The sequence below is a fragment of the Myroides odoratimimus genome, from assembly GCF_004337635.1.
Taxonomy (GTDB): Bacteria; Bacteroidota; Bacteroidia; order Flavobacteriales; family Flavobacteriaceae; genus Flavobacterium; species Flavobacterium odoratimimum.
The window spans coordinates 3,018,284-3,034,482 of the sequence record NZ_CP037427.1; the positions used below are offsets into that span (position 1 = coordinate 3,018,284).

Consider the following 16,199-nt stretch of genomic DNA (forward strand, 5'->3'; position numbering starts at 1 on the left):
TATTCAATAGGAGGTACTATTTTCTAATGATAGTAACTAGGCTATTATCTTTTAATTTAATAATTGTAGAAGGCTTTGCAGGCTTTGTGTCTTTTTGACGTAGGTTTACTACATAATCAACTCCTTCGATAATCTCTTTGCTAATTTCGCTAAAGTTAGCAGGAGAAGGTTCTCCACTAATATTGGCAGAAGTAGATACCAAAGGTGATTTCATTTTTTCAATTAATCTAAAGCAAAAAGGCTCTTCTACAATACGAACACCTAAAGAGTTATCCGCTGATACTACTTCTTTAGCTACATACTTAGGGTTGTCTAAGATTAAGGTAGTAGGTTTTTCGCTGCAGTCTAAGATATCCCATGTCACAGCTGGTGGAGCATTGAATACTCTGTGGAATATTCTCTCATTTACTAAGACAATCATACTTTTTGATTCTGCACGCTTTTTAAGTGCATATATTTTTTTGATAGCTTCAGGGTTATTTGCATCACATCCTATTCCCCATACAGTATCAGTAGGGTATAAGATAATCCCGCCATTTTTAATGACTTCGTATGCATTGAAAACTTCTTGTTGGATATCTTCCATTATTTTGTTGTAAATAGTATCGTTATAATCAAGGAGGTAAAATTACTAAAAAAATAGGATAGAACTAACTGATAGAAGTCATTAAAAATGCGGACTAAGCCAAATTCAAAACAATTATAATATTTTTAAGAATTCAAGAGTTATTTTCCTTTAATTTTAAAGCCTCTATAAGAGTCTAAATTATATAGAAAATAGAGAAGACAACTGTAAAGTCAGTGGTTTTAGTTAGTATTCTATAAATTTGATTTAGTATATTTAAACAGCGATTTTTTAAACTCAATTCTTCTAGTTAAACTATCGCTCAATCTATGTTTTTAAAACTTCTAACAAACAATGAGCAAAAAGAATATGAAAGACTTTGATAAAGATAAATTATTAGCAATGTATGCCAAAGTGTGTAAGAATACACTTATGGAGACACTCGACATAGAATATATAGATGCTGGACCTGATTTTTTAGTAGCTAAAATGCCTGTCAATCCAAGAGTACACCAACCTATGGGGCTCTTACATGGAGGAGCATCTGTGGCATTAGCAGAAAGTCTAGGAAGTGGAGCTTCTCTAATGCTAATAGATCCTACTAAACAGGAAATAAGAGGTATAGAGATTTCTGCTAATCACGTAAAGAGTAAGCGATCTGGTTATGTAATCGGAACAGCTAGATTATTACACAGAGGACGCACACTGCACTTATGGGAAATAAGAATAACAGATGAGAATGATGTATTAGTTTCTATCTGTAAAATTACAAATATCGTTATCGATAAATAATTAAAGTGATTTTGTTATTTTGGTCTTTTGTGATGAGGATGATGTAAATTTAAGAGTGTAATTCGTGGAGCAAAAACAAAGTAACAAAAGCACAGAAAAACAAATCAACATAAAAGATGTATTTATTTAAATGCTTAGCGAAGCAGTATGCGGATCAAAAGCCTTTTGCAGTCTATCGCAAACCAAATTCTAAAACAATAGTAGGGTTATTTCAAAAAACGTATGCTCTTCATAAGGTGGAGACATTTGAAGAACAGGGTTTTGTATTTGCACCTTTTGCAGAAGGGACACGTTTTTATATTCCATTAGCAGAGTCTGCTATTATAAAGGAAGCACAAGGAGATCTTGCTTTAGACCTTCCTGAAGTGAACCTTAATTATGATGATAAGAAAGCTAAGGAGGATTTTGAAGATCTGGTAAGACGTTGTGTAAGTGCTATTAGAGATAAACAATTTGGAAAAGTAGTTCCTTCTAGAAAAGAAAATGTTCCTTATCAAGTAGAGGATTTAGGACAGTTATTTAATAAATTGTGTAATACTTATCCAACGGCATTTTGTTCTTTAGTATATCATCCAGAAATAGGACTGTGGATGGGAGCAACACCAGAAACATTATTATCTATAAAGAACAATACTTTAAAAACAATGGCTCTAGCAGGCACACAAGTAAATCATGGGCAAGAAGTAGTAGAGTGGGGGATTAAGGAACAAGAAGAACAATTATTTGTAACGGATTTTATTACAGAAACTTTAAGACCATTTGTCCAAGATATAACAACCTCAGAACCTTACTCTAAACGTGCGGCTAAAGTGATGCATATTTGTACAGATATTACTGCTACATTAAGCAACAACAGCCTTAAACCAATAGTTGAAGCACTTCATCCTACTCCTGCTGTTTGTGGGATGCCAAAGGATGTAGCACGCGATTTTTTGGTTAGAGAAGAAGGATATTATAGAGGGTATTATGCTGGTTATTTAGGAGAATTAAATTGCAATGTAGAACAAGAAAATACAGATGAAACGAATCTATTTGTAAATTTGCGTTGTATGAATATAGAAGAGGATAGTGTTAACCTCTATATTGGCTGTGGGGTAACTATAGATAGTGATCCATCAAGCGAATTTATAGAAACAGTGAATAAGTCTTCTACCATGAAACAGGTATTCATTTAAGAATTGTGAATTACAGAATAATAAAAAACAACAAATGAAATTAGATATATTAGCGTTTGGAGCTCATCCAGACGATGTAGAATTAGGATGTGGAGCAACTATTGCGAAGGAAGTTTCTCTAGGGAAAAAAGTAGGGATTATTGATCTTACCCAAGGAGAATTAGGAACGAGAGGTTCTGCAGAGATTAGAAAAATAGAAGCAACTAACGCTGCGGCTATATTAGGAGTGTCTGCAAGAGAGAATTTAAAGTTTAGAGATGGATTCTTTATTAATGATGAAAAGCATCAGTTAGAAGTTATTAAAATGATCCGTAAGTATCGCCCAGAAATAGTATTGTGTAATGCTATTGACGATAGACATATCGATCATGGAAAAGGGAGTAAATTAGTGTCTGATGCTTGTTTCCTTTCAGGATTGAGAAAGATAGAAACTAGCTTAGATGGAGAAGAACAAGAAGCATGGAGACCTAAGGTTGTATATCATTATATACAATGGAAAAACATAGAGCCAGACTTCGTTGTAGATGTAACTGGCTTCATGGATCAGAAAGTTGATTCTGTTATGGCATATAGTACGCAATTCTTTGATCAAAATTCTAAAGAACCGAGTACTCCAATCACGTCAAAAAACTTCTTAGATAGTATAACTTATCGTGCGCAGGACCTAGGAAGACTAATAAATAAAGATTTTGCTGAAGGTTTTACAGTTGAAAGGTATTTAGCAGTCAATACTTTAGAAGATTTGATATAAATTTAGTGTAAAAAATAAGCAAAAAAGCTTGCGAAGTATAGAATAATCGCTAAATTTGCACTCGTTAAACAGAAACATGGTAGCTATAGCTCAGCTGGTTAGAGCGTCGGATTGTGGTTCCGAAGGTCGTGGGTTCGAAACCCATTAGTTACCCTAGTATTTTAATACTGTTTAACATGGTAGCTATAGCTCAGCTGGTTAGAGCGCCGGATTGTGGTTCCGGAGGTCGTGGGTTCGAACCCCATTAGTTACCCTAAGTACTTTTTATTGAAATTAAATGGTAGCTATAGCTCAGCTGGTTAGAGCGCCGGATTGTGGTTCCGGAGGTCGTGGGTTCGAACCCCATTAGTTACCCTAAGTACTTTTTATTGAAATTAAATGGTAGCTATAGCTCAGCTGGTTAGAGCGTCGGATTGTGGTTCCGAAGGTCGTGGGTTCGAAACCCATTAGTTACCCTAAAAAAAAGGCATTCAATAAATTGAATGCCTTTTTTAGTTTTTAAATACTCAAGATTGTTTCTTTATTTAATTCAATAAAATTACCTTTTGTATTCACTTCTATTTTTACTTTATCTGCCTTAAATGCATTGCGTTGTACTTCTTTAAGTTCCTCTTTAGACATAGCGCTTATCTCTCTATCATTTACTGATAATATTTTATCATCTATTTTTAGGTTATTCTTTCTAATAGCTGGACTGTCCCAAACAAAAGAAATAACTAGTTCATTATTCTTTAGTTTAGTTTTAATCCCTATATTTTCATAAGTTTGAGAAAAGCTTTTATTGTATGGTTTAAAATAAAAGTGATTCTTATATAAGATGGTGCGATAATATTGGAGCCATTTAGATCCTAAGTTACTAGTATCATCTACATCTACAGCAGTGATAAATACAGGGATTTCATAATTACCTATTTTCATCTCTAAAGGAGCAATGTATGTTTTACCTATACTTGGACCAAAAGCACTATAACTAATCACCCCCTCACCAGTAAGTGCTTTAGAAAATACTTTTTTATCATTCAAAGTATTAAACATATCTTCACTTAGGTAAAAGAAATCATTATAACCTGTATCAAAGAAAATATTCTTTTCTTTTAGACCATTAAAATAAGACATTGTTAGGGTAGGAGTACCTGTATCCTCTTTTTTTACTTTAACTTTGTTAAATAAGCCTATTTCTTTTTTATCTAAAGTATTAGAGAGTGTTATCCTATTGTTTTCAAGGTCAAAATCCCAACAACTTTTACTTATCATATTGCCACCTATCAGACCATCTACACCTAATGATTTAAATGCATCCATATCACTTTGAACAGCAGTAAAGTTTTTATATTCTAAGTTTCCGATTTTAATGCTTGGAATACTTACATACTTAACTTTAGATACATTGTTAGAAGCATCATGTAGTTCGTCTTCATATATAAACTTAAAATCTCCTTTTACATTAAAAGTAATTGATGTCGGTGCACCAGTATCTACAATGAATTTATAGATCTTATTTTCAATAATTACATCCACATAGATATGGTCCTCTTTTAGTGTGTAATTTAAAATTTCATTATAAATACTAGGGGTTATAATTCCTTTTTTAAAAATTCCTTTTTGTGCAAATAAGTTAAAAGAGAACAATAAGACTAATACAGTTATTATGTTTGTTTTGTTGTTAAAAAACATATTTTATTATGTGTTGAGAGTTAATTTTAATTGATTACAAATATAAAGTTATTAAATAAAACAAATATATCTGTTTAGTATACTTTTTACTAATAGAAAGGAAGACTAAGTAATATGCATAATCACTATCTCTAATGCTACTCTTTTAGTATTTTTGTTCTAGAACACATATATTTATAAATCTCGATATGAAAGCATTATTAGTAGTAGACTTACAATATGATTTTTTGCCAGGGGGGAGCTTAGCTGTAGAAGAGGGGGATAAGATTATCCCTGTTATTAATACAATCCAAAAGCAATTTGATTTAATCATAGCAACTCAGGATTGGCATCCTAATAACCATAAGAGTTTTGCCAGCCAACATCCAGATAATAAATTATTTGATGTAATTAATCTTAATGGAATACCACAGGTACTTTGGCCAGATCACTGTGTACAAGGAACTAAAGGAGCTGAGTTTACTGCTGAATGGGATACTACTAAAGTAGCAGCTATTTTTAGAAAAGGAATGAATGTAGAAGTTGACTCCTATAGTGGTTTTTACGACAATGATCACCAGCATAGTACAGGTCTTCTAGGGTTTCTAAAAGATAAAAAAGTAACAGAACTATACGTCTGTGGATTAGCGGCAGAATTCTGTGTTTATTTTAGTGCAAAAGATGCCCAAGAAGCTGGAATCAAGACGTTCTTTTTGGATTTTGCTACTAAACCTATTACAGCAGAAGGTTTAGTGAACGCAAAAAAAGAAATGGAAACCTTAGGTATTACTATCCTAAAAAATCAAGAAGAGTTAGATTAAACAATGAAAAAATACAGTAGATTCAACTTTTTTAAACACACCTATTGCGAATGGCAAGAAATACCTATGTCATTTATCGAAGGGAGAAAACCTGATTACAAAAGCAAGACGGGGAGTATGTATTATTATGATGAGAAAGGGGTAGCGAGGTATGCAAACCACTGGGGTAGAGCAGCTAACTGTAGATGGAAGATCACGTCTGATGAGTATAAGAATAGTGTATATACATTAGCCTATGCTACCTGGGATAGCTTCTTTCCTAACAATGAACAAGAACCTTTATACGCGATAATCATAGATGAAGAAAAAAAATATGTGACTTTTAAGCATAAAGGTTGTCTTAATGATACAAACCATGTGTTGAGAAGTGCTTCTGAGACTGCAAAGAGGATTACGAAGATCAAAGAGATACTAGAAACAGATGGATGGTATAAGTATCTAGACTTTATTAATATTGAAGAAGCTAGAACATTCTTGATAAATGGTTTAGTGAATTCAAATATTGAATTCCTTAAACTAAAACAAGAATTATTGAAAAAACAGTAATAAATACGTTTAAATTTATTAATTTAGCTTTTATTAAAACAAATACTAATTAGTCTAGTAAAAGGATTACAAATTAAACAGTAAAAATTATGAAAAAGATTACTTTATTGGTAGCATTATTAGTAGCTGGAATTACAACTGCTAATGCTCAAATCAACGTAGAAACTCCAAAATTATCAGAAAAAGTAGGTACTACACCTATTAAAAAAGGAAACTGGATGGTAGGAGCTTCTGTAGGATCAACAGGCTATAGCTTTGAAGACAAAAGTTTTAATCTTAATATTAATCCAAGTGCAGGATATTTTATTTCTGATGGATTTGCAGTTGGTTTAGAAGTTGGAGCTGGTGTAACAACACATAAGAAACCAGTAAAAGATGACTGGAATTATAAAGTTATGCCATTTGCGCGTTACTACTTCCCAGAAGGAGCAAGCGCTACAGGTAGATTCTTTGGACAAGGAGCAATTGGTATATCAGGTACAGAAAATGCAACAAGTAAAACATCTTTTGCTTTTGATATAAAAGGAGGTTATTCTCACTTCGTATCTCGTAATGTCGCTTTAGAGGCTACTGTAGGATACAACTATAGTAAATCTAATGTTGCTGATTCAAAAGCACAAAATGGTATTGGTTTAGCAGTAGGATTCCAAATTTTCTTAGGAAAAAACTAATCATTTAAGGTGATTAAAATGAATAAAAAAAGCCAGAGCATATTGCTCTGGCTTTTTTGTATATACTATTTCCATCGTTTATGAGACCACAGCCATAAAGTAGGGTTTTTCTGAATACTTCTCTCTAATTCTTTAGTAAAATGAGTTGAAATAAAACCTTGTTCTGTCTGTGTAGCTTCTTTGCAAATAGTACTTATAGATAATTGCCATTTCTTATTGCCAAAAGGTGTTATTTCTCCATATAATACATAGGCATTGAGCTTTCTAGCTATTTGTTCTGCACCTGTATAGATATTAGTCTGTTGGTTTAGGAATGAGAGTTTTATTCCCTTGTTTTTACCAGGAAACTGATCCGCAATAAATACAGTCATAGTATTAGTATCTTTCTCTTTAAGTAATATGCGTAGAGCATGTTGTGAAGGAATAAGACGGATACCATATTTTTGTCTACGATTTTTGATTCTATTATTCCAAAATTTGTTCTTTAAAGGCTTATATAGCGCTTGTACTTGTATGTTAGTAGAGAGTGGGAGTTGCTTTATTAATTCCCAATTTCCATAATGACCAAGTATTAATATTATATTTTTATTTTCTTTTTTAATCTCTTCTAAATTGTCTTTTGTTCCTTGTGTTAGATATAGTAATTGTCTCTTAAAAAATAGCGTTTCAACTAGTACACGACTAAGGTTTCTATAAAATTGTTTATGATAGTGTGCCACCTCTTGATAAGAAGCATTTGGGAAAGCCCTTGTTATATTTTGAAGGGATACGCTGACTCTGTAATGAAACACCTTGCTTAAGAAAAACCCAATAGAATTATAAATATACTGCATAACTTTTTTTTGAAGAGCAAATATAATTGCTCTCTTTTATGCCATTAAAAGTCTTTGACCATCGGTGATACTGATGTGATTAATGGTTATTATTCCATCGTACTTCTTTAAGTATAAAAGTAGTAAAGGTTAATTCTGATTGCTATATAAAGAAATTCAAATCCAAAGACCATCATATAAGTATACTATTTTATTGTTGTTGCCTAATGTAATTCACTTCGTAAAGTATCTATTGAAACACTTGGTTTATCAGGAAAAATCAAAGGATTCCAATTAGAACATATTTCTTTTACTGATTACATGGCAAAACTACGATCGAAAAGAACAAGTTTTTAGAATAGCTTCCACTTCTTTCCAAAAACTTCTCTTTATTTCCAAAAAGTTCCACTTTTTTCCTATAATTAATTTTTAATTAACTGATTTTCAACAACAAAAGATATTGGTACTATGCGTTTCTTCGGAACCTCGTCGGAATAATTCAGTGTTTCTTCGGAAGGAAGGCCAGTTTTCCGAAGAACTCCAAAAGACTCTCTAATCAACGCCCGAAGAAAACCCTGTTTAATGTTTAGTTTTAGTAGTGCTAATCAGTTTCTTTTGTACAAATATTAAAAGATAAAACAAGTCTCTCTGTTTTGACAGCCTTTTAGGTTTAGTATGAAATAAAAAAGTATTATCGGACACTAATGATATTTTTTATACTAACTCTAAATACAATACTACATTTTTTTTAACCAAAATATAATGTTAATTTCGGTATCCTTTATTAAAAATCCTTACTACACATTATTAGAATATTAATTAAAAATCAGATTAAAAATGAAAAAAATTAGTGTAATCATCATGATGATAGCATTATCTATTTCTTCTTGTAGTAGTGATAATGGAAGTGTAGAAGCAGATCCTGGAGAAACAGATCCTATAGAAGAAGTCCCTAGTTCTAAAAACTCTTATGGTTCTTTCTCTGTAAATATGAGAATAGATAATAAGAACGTAACTTATAAATATTGGAATTACTTACCTCGTCATAGAGAAGGCAAGAGTTATAATGATACTTTTATAACAATGACTGATACTGACTTTTTTCCATCAAAAGATGATGCTAAGTATGGCGATTTTCCAGGAGGTCTTTTGACGATTAATATTAATAAACCTGAGCCAGGACTATATACAGTAGTAAGGTCTAGAACTTTTGTTTTAGCTAATGGTAAATTTCCTATTGGTCATGATAGATTAGCTACCGTAGCAATTAGAATAGGAGCTAATAAGAAAAACTATCAAGATGCTAAATATGAGTACATCGGTGATGATTATCTTGTAGACGCTGTAGAAGTAACCCAAGATGAAAAAGGAGTGTTACATTATACAATTAAAAAAGCTATTCCTGTTTCATTTATAGGAGGTATATTAGCCCCTAAATAAGCTGGAGTGAAATTAGTAAATTAATTACATAACTTTGGACTTATGAAATACAAGAAATGGAGCTTATCTGAGAAGCTATCAATTTTACAAGAAGCAGAAGAAAATGGGGCAATAGAAACTTGTCGTAAATACAGTTTAAGTACAGGTACTTTCTACTCATGGAAGAAGAAATTCGATTCTCAAGGAGAATCAGGATTAAGACCTGCTGTTTCTGACAAATCAAAAGAACTTAAAAAAGCAGAAGAAGAGAATAAGATTCTTCGTAAACTACTAAGTGATAAAGAAATAGAATTAGAAGTTCAACGTGAACTGCTAAAAAAAAAGTTTGGGACATCCGATCCAAAAAAGATCTGGTAGATTACTTTTATAGTAAATATCAAAAAAGTAAAGCTAAACTAATACATTGGATTGGCTTAAGTGAAAGCACGTACTACTTCAAGGGTTCTGGCAAGTCAAAAGGTAATAAAGCTACTTTATTAACCTATCATAAAACCCAAGGTTGGGTTAACGAACAAACTGTTGTAGAGTCAATTAAAGAGCTTTTAAAGGGTGATTTTATGGATTGTGGTTACCGTATGATGAGCGAGTATCTTAAACGCGAAGGGTACACCATTAACCATAAAAAAGTATTTCGTATCATGAAAAGCGCCAAACTTTTACAAACTCGTATAACTAGAGATCATTCGAATAAGAAGTACGTTAAGCATCGTAAAGTAAAGACTACAAGACCCTTAGAGTGTATTGAAATGGATATTAAGATGGTATGGATACCACAAAAAGGTAAAAATGCTTATTTACTTTCTATAATTGATGTACACAGTCGTAGAATATTAAAAGACTACTTCAGCTTTAATATTAAGCAGAAGCAGGTAATAGAATTATTGTCAGGGCTTTTTGAAGAGTTAGATTACCCTAAAAATGTGGTTATTAGATCGGATAATGGTAGTCAATTTATTGCCAAGAATGTAAGAGAATATCTTTCCTTAGTAGGTGTATCACAAGAATTTACACACGTAGCAACACCAGAGGAAAATGCTCACATAGAAGCCTATCACGGTACTTTAAAAAGAGAGGTTTTTACTAAATTTGAATACTTTACTTTTGGACAAATAGAACAAATATTAAAGAAGTACGTAGTATTTTATAATAACAAAAGACTACATGGTTTGCTTGGAAAAATCACTCCAATGGAGAAATGGGAAAAGGACAAACACTTGATTTGTAGTAGAGAAAAAGTAGCCTAAAACATTATACTTTAAAATTTAAAAATACTCTAGGTTTATAGGGGTCAAAACACCTATTTATATATAAAATAGACTCTTACCTTACGTTTTTTTGATATAATCTATAATGAATTTATAAAGGGTTTAAGTTTAGATTTTAATAACTTAGTAAGTTCATTAACACTGTTCTGAGCTTTGATTACCTGAGGTCTATTTTTATAAATAGCTTGTGTGAAGGTACCAGGTATAGCCTCTATATCTTTAATAGCTGTTGTAATTGCAGCTTTCACTTCATTATCTAAAGCTTTATTTTTTTCTGCTACTAGAGTTGATAATCCTTTTACTTGTTTATTATACTTTCCTAAGTAAACATTTTCAATTCCTTTAATATTATCAATAAAATCTTGTTTAGAATTATTACTGAAGCGAGATTCTTCTTTTTCAGGGAAAGGAGAACTTCCTTCAGGGTTTAAGGGGTCTTCTATTTTACCAGTTGCTACTTCATCTGATATAGTGATTAGTCCTTCTACTATTTCTTCTAATGCTGCTATTCTTGACGGGTATTTTTTAGATCCCATTCCTGCAGTATTAAAGACAGCGGCATAGTTTCCACCATCTGATTTCCATTCATTATATAGAAACTTAGTATTGTTCTGTAAATCTTCAGAGGCAGCTTTAAGATATTCTTTTTGTCTAGCTGTAATTTGTTCAGCTTTTTTAGCACCATCTTCTCCCCATAATAAAAACTCTATTAGGTGAAAACCTCTTGCTTCATTATTAGAACTAATCAAAGATGGAGTTATTTTTTGATTACTTTTTAGAATATTATTCATCGCTTCTACATCTACAGGCCAAGTATCCATAGCAGGATCAATACCATTAGTTTCAACAGGTCCATAAAGAAAACCTTCAGATAATTCCCATGGTATACGAGTGTCTACCCATGCTTTTTTTGCAAGTTCTAAGTTTTGTTGAGTTGATGTTGTGTTAAAGGTACTAATTGCTTTATCTAACGCTATAGCTTTATTATTTAACTCTTTATATGTCTCGATAATTATATTACCCGTAAGGTCAGTAATGACAGCTGTATGTAATTTATCTTTGCTATCATCTATAGTGGGACTATCATCATTGTTACTACAGTTAGTCATCATAAATGACATCGTGATAAGTCCTAATGTTAAAATTTTGTGTTTCATTTTCATTGTGTTATTTGAGTTAATTAAATTAAAAAGTAAATCCTATTCCAGCAGTAAAGGTGTTTTCTCGCTGTTTTTCACCTGTGTTTAATGAAGTAATAGGGTCAAAGTGATCAGAACCTAATCTTCTAGAAGAGTAATGCGCTTTTAGAACTACCTGAGGGTGTACAAACCAGTTGATACCACCAGTTATAACACTTCTTTCCCATCTAGGTTTACGTACTACTGCACCTTCTGTTTTATACATTGTATCGTAGTACTCATAGCGCATAAAAGGATATAATTGTTGCTTTGTTTTGAAGTTTAGGAAGTGTAAAACTTCATATCCAATATCACCAGAGAAACCAATCATTGACTTCCCGACAGGGGTTCTTTTAACACCTAGATTATTAGATAGATTAGCATTTTTTCTACTTACAATATTTGAGTTTTCAATATTTCCATATAAGAATACAGAACTAAACTTTATGTAGTTTTCATCATAACTCACATGCCCTTCAAAAATGGTCACATAAGCAGAAACATCCATATCTTTTTTAGGTCTATTAGCCGCGGCATCATTGACATAAGCAGCAACTCCAGCAAAGGTATTTTTGTTTTTTCCAAATTTATAGTCTAGACGAGCTGTATAAGCTAAACTATTACCCACAGCCATTTCAAAACGAGTTTGATGTCCTCTTTTTACCCAGTTACGAGAACTAAATCCTGTAGCGTCTAGTCCATTTGTAATTGATACTTCATAACGAAGGCGATCCTTGAGAAAAGTACCATAGAACTGAATACCATTTTCATACCAACCTAATGGCAGTATTTCGTTTTCCATTTCTTGGCGATGAGCTGTAAAGTAGTTAGTGGGTCTGTCTAGATTCTGAGCTAAGTTGAAGTGAAGTTTCATTCGACCTACACGAACATTAAAATAGGGGCGAACTTTAAAGTCTATAAATATTTGTTCTAACTTAACTTCTCCACCTGACTCAATTTCTTTTTCATATTCTCCAAATTCTTCTTGAGTATCTAGTTCAATAGTAGAACCTGTACCACCATGTTCAAATTCAATTTCTGTCTTTAAGCTAATCCAATCATTAAAATGATAACCTAAAAACAGATTTAATCTTTCAGCATCAAATTTGTTTTTAATTTGAGGATCTGTATCATATTTACCGTAGTTATAATAGTTAATAGCACCATAGCCACTAAGTGTAAAATTATCCCAACTTAGCAATCTTTTTTTATCTTCTTTTAATTCTTTAATAATCTCTTTTTTTAATTCATCCTTTAAGATTTGCCTCTGGATAGAATCATTTTCTTGAGCGTAGGTAAGGGAGCTAGTAAATAGCAGGCAAGCAAGTAGTTTTGTCTTCATTTTATATCTTATAAAGTGAATATTCGTGTTTATTTTTCTTCAAATATATACTTATTTAGATTTATTAAATATTATATATTAATATTTGTTAACGTAATTTTAAAAGTTTTTAGTAATAATTATCTATTTTATCCTATTAATGGTATTAATCAATTATTAAAGTAATAATGTCTTAAATAATTAACCACACTATTTTGAATTATTCTTTTTACTTCTAAAAAAAGAAAGGTACTTATGGAAGAGAATTGAATAAAAAAAGCCTCATAGTGAATAAACACTATGAGGCTTTTTCCTAATTAAGGTATTTAAGAAGGATTACTTTATCTTCTCTATAAATTGATTGACCATATTCTCATCTGTAGCCCATGAAGTGATTAGTCTAATAGCAGCATATTCTTGATCTATTGCTTTCCATATATAGAAATCATAATCTTTGTTCAACTCTTCTATCAGTGCTAAAGGAAGAATAGGGAATAACTGATTCGTAGTAGAATCTCCTAAGAAATGATATCCTTTTGCTTTAAATGCTTCTGTTAGTTTGGTAGCCATTCTATTAGCGTGGCTGGCTAAGTCAAAATATAGATTATCTGTAAATAAAGTTTCAAATTGTAACCCTAATAATCTTCCCTTCGCCAGTAAGGCTCCTTTTTGTTTTAGATTATAATCAAAATAAGTAGCTAATTCAGTATTATTAAACACAATAGCCTCACCTAATAATCCGCCATTTTTAGTTGCTCCTATATAGAATACATCAGTTAGATCAGCGATATCTTTTAAGGTAAGGTCGTTATTATCAGCTGTCAATGCGTGTCCTAATCTAGCTCCATCTATAAAAAGGTATAACCCTAATTGTTTACAAATAGAAGAGATGGCAGTTAGTTCTTCCTTAGTATAGATAGTCCCCAGCTCTGTAGAATTAGAAATATACACCATCTTAGGTTCTACCACATGAGGTCTTAATCCATATTCACCTACTGTACGTTCTATATCTTGAGCCGTTAGCTTACCATTAGTAGCCACTACTGGGATTACTTTATGTCCTGTAGCTTCTATAGCTCCTGTCTCATTCGCAAAGATATGCCCTGTTTGAGGCGCTATAACTGCTTGGTGTGTACGTAGGATAGAAGAAATAACTAATAAGTTAGCTTGAGTTCCTCCAGACACGAAGTAGATCTGTGCTTGAGGGTTCTGTATTTTAGCTTGGATTAATTCTTTTGCTCTTAAAGTATAGTCATCATCACCATATCCTGCTTGTTGGATTAGATTAGTCTCTATTATTCTATTTAGTATATTAGGATGCATGCCTTCTGCATAATCATTTTTAAAACTGTACATAATCACTTAGTATTAATTGATACACAAAAATACAGTAGAAATAAATAAAAAAATAGAATGTTCTAAACCTAATAGAATACACTTAACCTCTGTGTTGATTTTTAAACACAGCAGGAGTCACACCATATTTTAATTTAAAGATGCGTATAAAATGACTCTCATCAGAGAAGCCACATTGATAAGCTACTTCAGCTTGACTAATAGGGTGGTATAACAATAAATCGATTGCTTTCTTTAGTTTTTGCTCTCTTACGTATTCTCCAAAACTCATTTTAAAATAAACAGGAAACTTCCTCGATAAATAAACAGGATGCAATTGTAATTCGGTAGCAAGGTAATTTAAGCTTAATACTTCCCAACGCTCTTCATTGACTAGTTCTATCAATTTATTAACCCATAGCGGTTTATGAGTATCTAGGTCCTGAGCTTGAAGACGTGTTATCTGCCCAAAAGTCTGTAATAATAAGCCATCTATAGCAAGATTAGTAGCCTGATCAGCTAATTGAGATTCTATATGTATTTTATGAAATAACGTCTGTAAACTAGGATCTTTTAAGAGTAAGTCTCCTTCTATAAGGCTAGGAGACAAATCGTATTTTAAAAACCAAGCTGAAGGTAATTCTACATGTAAGAAATCAAACTCTTTCTGGATATCTTTATTGTAATGAGGTTCTTGGCTATGGTGGTATAAGAGTGTATTAGGCAGTAGTTCTAAAGTTCCTTTTTTAGTTACCTCATTTAAATAGCCATTTATATTGTATAAGAAATAAGCATGTTTGTGATAATGCCATGGAATATGATCAGTAGGAGAGGCATTTGCCTTGCTTAGAATAACATCTTTCACAACGAGTTGTTGTTTCTTTTCTCCAAAGTGTTCTCCTTCTTTTAAATAGTCCATATTTATCTACTTAAGATCTTAAACAAAGATAATAATACTTCTTAAACCTAGTTTATATCATAGGCATATAAACGAAAAGTAATTAAGTATCACTAATCATGACATTCCATCATCAAAAGATTCCCATTTAGATAATCGATTGTTACTAGTCCATCTTCAGCTACTGTATTGCTACTTCCTGTGCGCTCACCTAGTACGAGAGATTCGTTTTGAAGAGGGTAGAGGAGATTCGTTGTTGTAATATTACTTACTTCACCTACTGGGATAAGAGAAATAATTGTATCCTTTTCGTACCACTTTTTGAAGTGATTAGGTAGAGGGTATATACGTGAGTAGTCATCATACATCGTTATCTTCAGTCTATCTTTATATTTACAGATATTCGTAATATTTGTGATAGTATGATCAGCTCGTTTACCAGTAGCCCAGATTACATTGGCAGCTGGTATACCACGTTTTATAAGGTAGTCAAATGCCTTTTCTAAGTCAGTTGAGTTCTGATCAGCGATATGTACGATCTCTATAGGATACTGTTTTTCTCTATACGCATCTGCATCAAAGTCTCTATCAAAATCACCAAGTAAAACATCCACTTTCACACCTAAATTAATTACTCTCTCGATAGCTGAGTCTAGTACAACAACTAGGGGAGACCATTCAAGTAATTGTCCCATAAGTTCTTGGCTGCAGGCAGCACCATTAGCAATGATTAAAGCAGGCTCTTGGTCATCTCTGACGATATGATGTGAAGACATATTAGTGAGTTTTAGTAAGGCAAATTAAGGTATAATGTAGGATATAGACTCAATTTATTTTAAATTTTTCAAGAAAAGATTGTAGATTTATTTTAACGAATTGTATTCAAAGGCATTCTAATTAAAATAAGTTCATTACTGAATACATAAAAGAGTATCGTTTTATCAAAGTAATAGGATAGGATAAAAATCAAAACTAG

At 32.1% G+C, this 16,199-nt stretch carries 17 protein-coding genes and 4 tRNA genes; 13 read left to right on the forward strand and 8 right to left on the reverse strand.

Translation table 11 applies throughout. The features are described from left to right. Positions 1–16 precede the first annotated feature (16 nt). A complete protein-coding gene (locus E0Z07_RS13580; RefSeq protein WP_006258856.1) occupies positions 17–586 on the reverse strand; it encodes an L-threonylcarbamoyladenylate synthase in 570 nt (189 codons plus the stop codon). 348 nt (positions 587–934) lie between these two features. On the opposite strand from E0Z07_RS13580, the gene E0Z07_RS13585 reads away from it, so the two are divergent. The 7 genes from E0Z07_RS13585 (at position 935) to E0Z07_RS13615 (ending at position 3,738) form a co-directional block, all read left to right on the forward strand. After that, on the forward strand, positions 935–1,357 hold the full coding sequence (locus E0Z07_RS13585; protein WP_016361618.1) for a PaaI family thioesterase: 423 nt from the start codon (positions 935–937) through the stop codon (positions 1,355–1,357). A gap of 116 nt (positions 1,358–1,473) precedes the next feature. Then, a complete protein-coding gene (locus E0Z07_RS13590) occupies positions 1,474–2,532 on the forward strand; it encodes a chorismate-binding protein (RefSeq protein WP_131540845.1) in 1,059 nt (352 codons plus the stop codon). 34 nt (positions 2,533–2,566) lie between these two features. After that, entirely contained in the window at positions 2,567–3,283 is a 717-nt protein-coding gene (bshB1, locus tag E0Z07_RS13595) for a bacillithiol biosynthesis deacetylase BshB1 (protein ID WP_006258853.1), read from the forward strand. A gap of 79 nt (positions 3,284–3,362) precedes the next feature. Next, positions 3,363–3,436, forward strand: a tRNA-His gene (locus tag E0Z07_RS13600). Positions 3,437–3,462: 26 nt separating this feature from the next. Next, positions 3,463–3,536: transfer RNA gene (locus tag E0Z07_RS13605), tRNA-His, on the forward strand. A 27-nt stretch (positions 3,537–3,563) separates the two neighbouring features. Further along, a tRNA-His gene (locus E0Z07_RS13610) sits at positions 3,564–3,637 on the forward strand. A 27-nt stretch (positions 3,638–3,664) separates the two neighbouring features. Further along, positions 3,665–3,738 (forward strand) — tRNA-His (locus E0Z07_RS13615). Positions 3,739–3,781: 43 nt separating this feature from the next. On the opposite strand, the gene E0Z07_RS13620 is transcribed toward E0Z07_RS13615, so the two are convergent. Then, complete coding sequence (locus tag E0Z07_RS13620) at positions 3,782–4,957, reverse strand: PDZ domain-containing protein (RefSeq protein ID WP_006261213.1); 1,176 nt, start codon at positions 4,955–4,957, stop codon at positions 3,782–3,784. Between the two features lie 188 nt (positions 4,958–5,145). On the opposite strand from E0Z07_RS13620, the gene pncA reads away from it, so the two are divergent. The 3 genes from pncA to E0Z07_RS13635 all read left to right on the forward strand — a co-directional run bounded on the left by pncA (position 5,146) and on the right by E0Z07_RS13635 (position 6,974). Continuing rightward, positions 5,146–5,757 (forward strand): bifunctional nicotinamidase/pyrazinamidase, encoded by a 612-nt coding sequence (gene pncA / locus E0Z07_RS13625; RefSeq protein WP_006261214.1) that lies wholly within the window; start codon positions 5,146–5,148, stop codon positions 5,755–5,757. A gap of 3 nt (positions 5,758–5,760) precedes the next feature. Further along, the gene (locus E0Z07_RS13630; protein WP_006263598.1) at positions 5,761–6,303 is read left to right on the forward strand and encodes a hypothetical protein; all 543 of its coding nucleotides are present in this window, start codon (positions 5,761–5,763) and stop codon (positions 6,301–6,303) included. An 89-nt stretch (positions 6,304–6,392) separates the two neighbouring features. Then, positions 6,393–6,974 carry an outer membrane beta-barrel protein gene (locus E0Z07_RS13635; RefSeq protein ID WP_006261216.1) on the forward strand — a complete coding sequence of 194 codons (582 nt, stop codon included), beginning with the start codon at positions 6,393–6,395 and terminating at the stop codon, positions 6,972–6,974. Between the two features lie 65 nt (positions 6,975–7,039). Here E0Z07_RS13635 and E0Z07_RS13640 read toward each other — a convergent pair whose 3' ends face one another. Next, complete coding sequence (locus E0Z07_RS13640) at positions 7,040–7,834, reverse strand: lysophospholipid acyltransferase family protein (RefSeq protein ID WP_316928210.1); 795 nt, start codon at positions 7,832–7,834, stop codon at positions 7,040–7,042. Positions 7,835–8,623: 789 nt separating this feature from the next. Between E0Z07_RS13640 and E0Z07_RS13645 the strand changes: the two genes are divergently transcribed. From E0Z07_RS13645 to E0Z07_RS13655, 3 genes are read left to right on the forward strand one after another with little or no spacing between them, the layout of a single operon-like run. After that, entirely contained in the window at positions 8,624–9,226 is a 603-nt protein-coding gene (locus E0Z07_RS13645) for a hypothetical protein (RefSeq protein WP_131540846.1), read from the forward strand. 42 nt (positions 9,227–9,268) lie between these two features. Then, entirely contained in the window at positions 9,269–9,583 is a 315-nt protein-coding gene (locus E0Z07_RS13650) for a transposase (protein WP_006260111.1), read from the forward strand. Beyond that, positions 9,577–10,470, forward strand: coding sequence for an IS3 family transposase (locus E0Z07_RS13655; protein ID WP_131540847.1), 894 nt, complete (start codon positions 9,577–9,579; stop codon positions 10,468–10,470). Before E0Z07_RS13650 ends, E0Z07_RS13655 begins: the two co-directional genes overlap by 7 nt. Before the next feature lie 101 nt (positions 10,471–10,571). Here E0Z07_RS13655 and E0Z07_RS13660 read toward each other — a convergent pair whose 3' ends face one another. The 5 genes from E0Z07_RS13660 to E0Z07_RS13680 form a co-directional block, all read right to left on the reverse strand. Continuing rightward, entirely contained in the window at positions 10,572–11,654 is a 1,083-nt protein-coding gene (locus tag E0Z07_RS13660; protein WP_006263601.1) for an imelysin family protein, read from the reverse strand. 22 nt (positions 11,655–11,676) lie between these two features. Then, positions 11,677–13,011 (reverse strand): autotransporter outer membrane beta-barrel domain-containing protein, encoded by a 1,335-nt coding sequence (locus E0Z07_RS13665; RefSeq protein ID WP_131540848.1) that lies wholly within the window; start codon positions 13,009–13,011, stop codon positions 11,677–11,679. A 315-nt stretch (positions 13,012–13,326) separates the two neighbouring features. Further along, complete coding sequence (locus tag E0Z07_RS13670) at positions 13,327–14,346, reverse strand: threonine aldolase family protein (protein ID WP_131540849.1); 1,020 nt, start codon at positions 14,344–14,346, stop codon at positions 13,327–13,329. An 82-nt stretch (positions 14,347–14,428) separates the two neighbouring features. Continuing rightward, entirely contained in the window at positions 14,429–15,244 is an 816-nt protein-coding gene (locus E0Z07_RS13675) for a helix-turn-helix domain-containing protein (RefSeq protein WP_016649391.1), read from the reverse strand. Between the two features lie 92 nt (positions 15,245–15,336). Then, on the reverse strand, positions 15,337–15,999 hold the full coding sequence (locus E0Z07_RS13680; protein WP_073144204.1) for a thiamine diphosphokinase: 663 nt from the start codon (positions 15,997–15,999) through the stop codon (positions 15,337–15,339). Positions 16,000–16,199 lie beyond the last annotated feature (200 nt).

Coding starts and splice junctions, on each gene's coding strand:
- E0Z07_RS13585 (WP_016361618.1), top strand. CDS start 935: ATGAAAGACTTTGATAAAGATAAATTATTAGCAATGTATGCCAAAGTG.
- E0Z07_RS13635 (WP_006261216.1), top strand. CDS start 6,393: ATGAAAAAGATTACTTTATTGGTAGCATTATTAGTAGCTGGAATTACA.
- E0Z07_RS13670 (WP_131540849.1), bottom strand. CDS start 14,346: ATGTACAGTTTTAAAAATGATTATGCAGAAGGCATGCATCCTAATATA.
- E0Z07_RS13590 (WP_131540845.1), top strand. CDS start 1,474: ATGTATTTATTTAAATGCTTAGCGAAGCAGTATGCGGATCAAAAGCCT.
- E0Z07_RS13665 (WP_131540848.1), bottom strand. CDS start 13,011: ATGAAGACAAAACTACTTGCTTGCCTGCTATTTACTAGCTCCCTTACC.
- E0Z07_RS13650 (WP_006260111.1), top strand. CDS start 9,269: ATGAAATACAAGAAATGGAGCTTATCTGAGAAGCTATCAATTTTACAA.
- E0Z07_RS13680 (WP_073144204.1), bottom strand. CDS start 15,999: ATGTCTTCACATCATATCGTCAGAGATGACCAAGAGCCTGCTTTAATC.
- E0Z07_RS13645 (WP_131540846.1), top strand. CDS start 8,624: ATGAAAAAAATTAGTGTAATCATCATGATGATAGCATTATCTATTTCT.
- E0Z07_RS13660 (WP_006263601.1), bottom strand. CDS start 11,654: ATGAAAATGAAACACAAAATTTTAACATTAGGACTTATCACGATGTCA.
- E0Z07_RS13580 (WP_006258856.1), bottom strand. CDS start 586: ATGGAAGATATCCAACAAGAAGTTTTCAATGCATACGAAGTCATTAAA.
- E0Z07_RS13630 (WP_006263598.1), top strand. CDS start 5,761: ATGAAAAAATACAGTAGATTCAACTTTTTTAAACACACCTATTGCGAA.
- bshB1 (WP_006258853.1), top strand. CDS start 2,567: ATGAAATTAGATATATTAGCGTTTGGAGCTCATCCAGACGATGTAGAA.
- E0Z07_RS13675 (WP_016649391.1), bottom strand. CDS start 15,244: ATGGACTATTTAAAAGAAGGAGAACACTTTGGAGAAAAGAAACAACAA.
- pncA (WP_006261214.1), top strand. CDS start 5,146: ATGAAAGCATTATTAGTAGTAGACTTACAATATGATTTTTTGCCAGGG.
- E0Z07_RS13620 (WP_006261213.1), bottom strand. CDS start 4,957: ATGTTTTTTAACAACAAAACAAACATAATAACTGTATTAGTCTTATTG.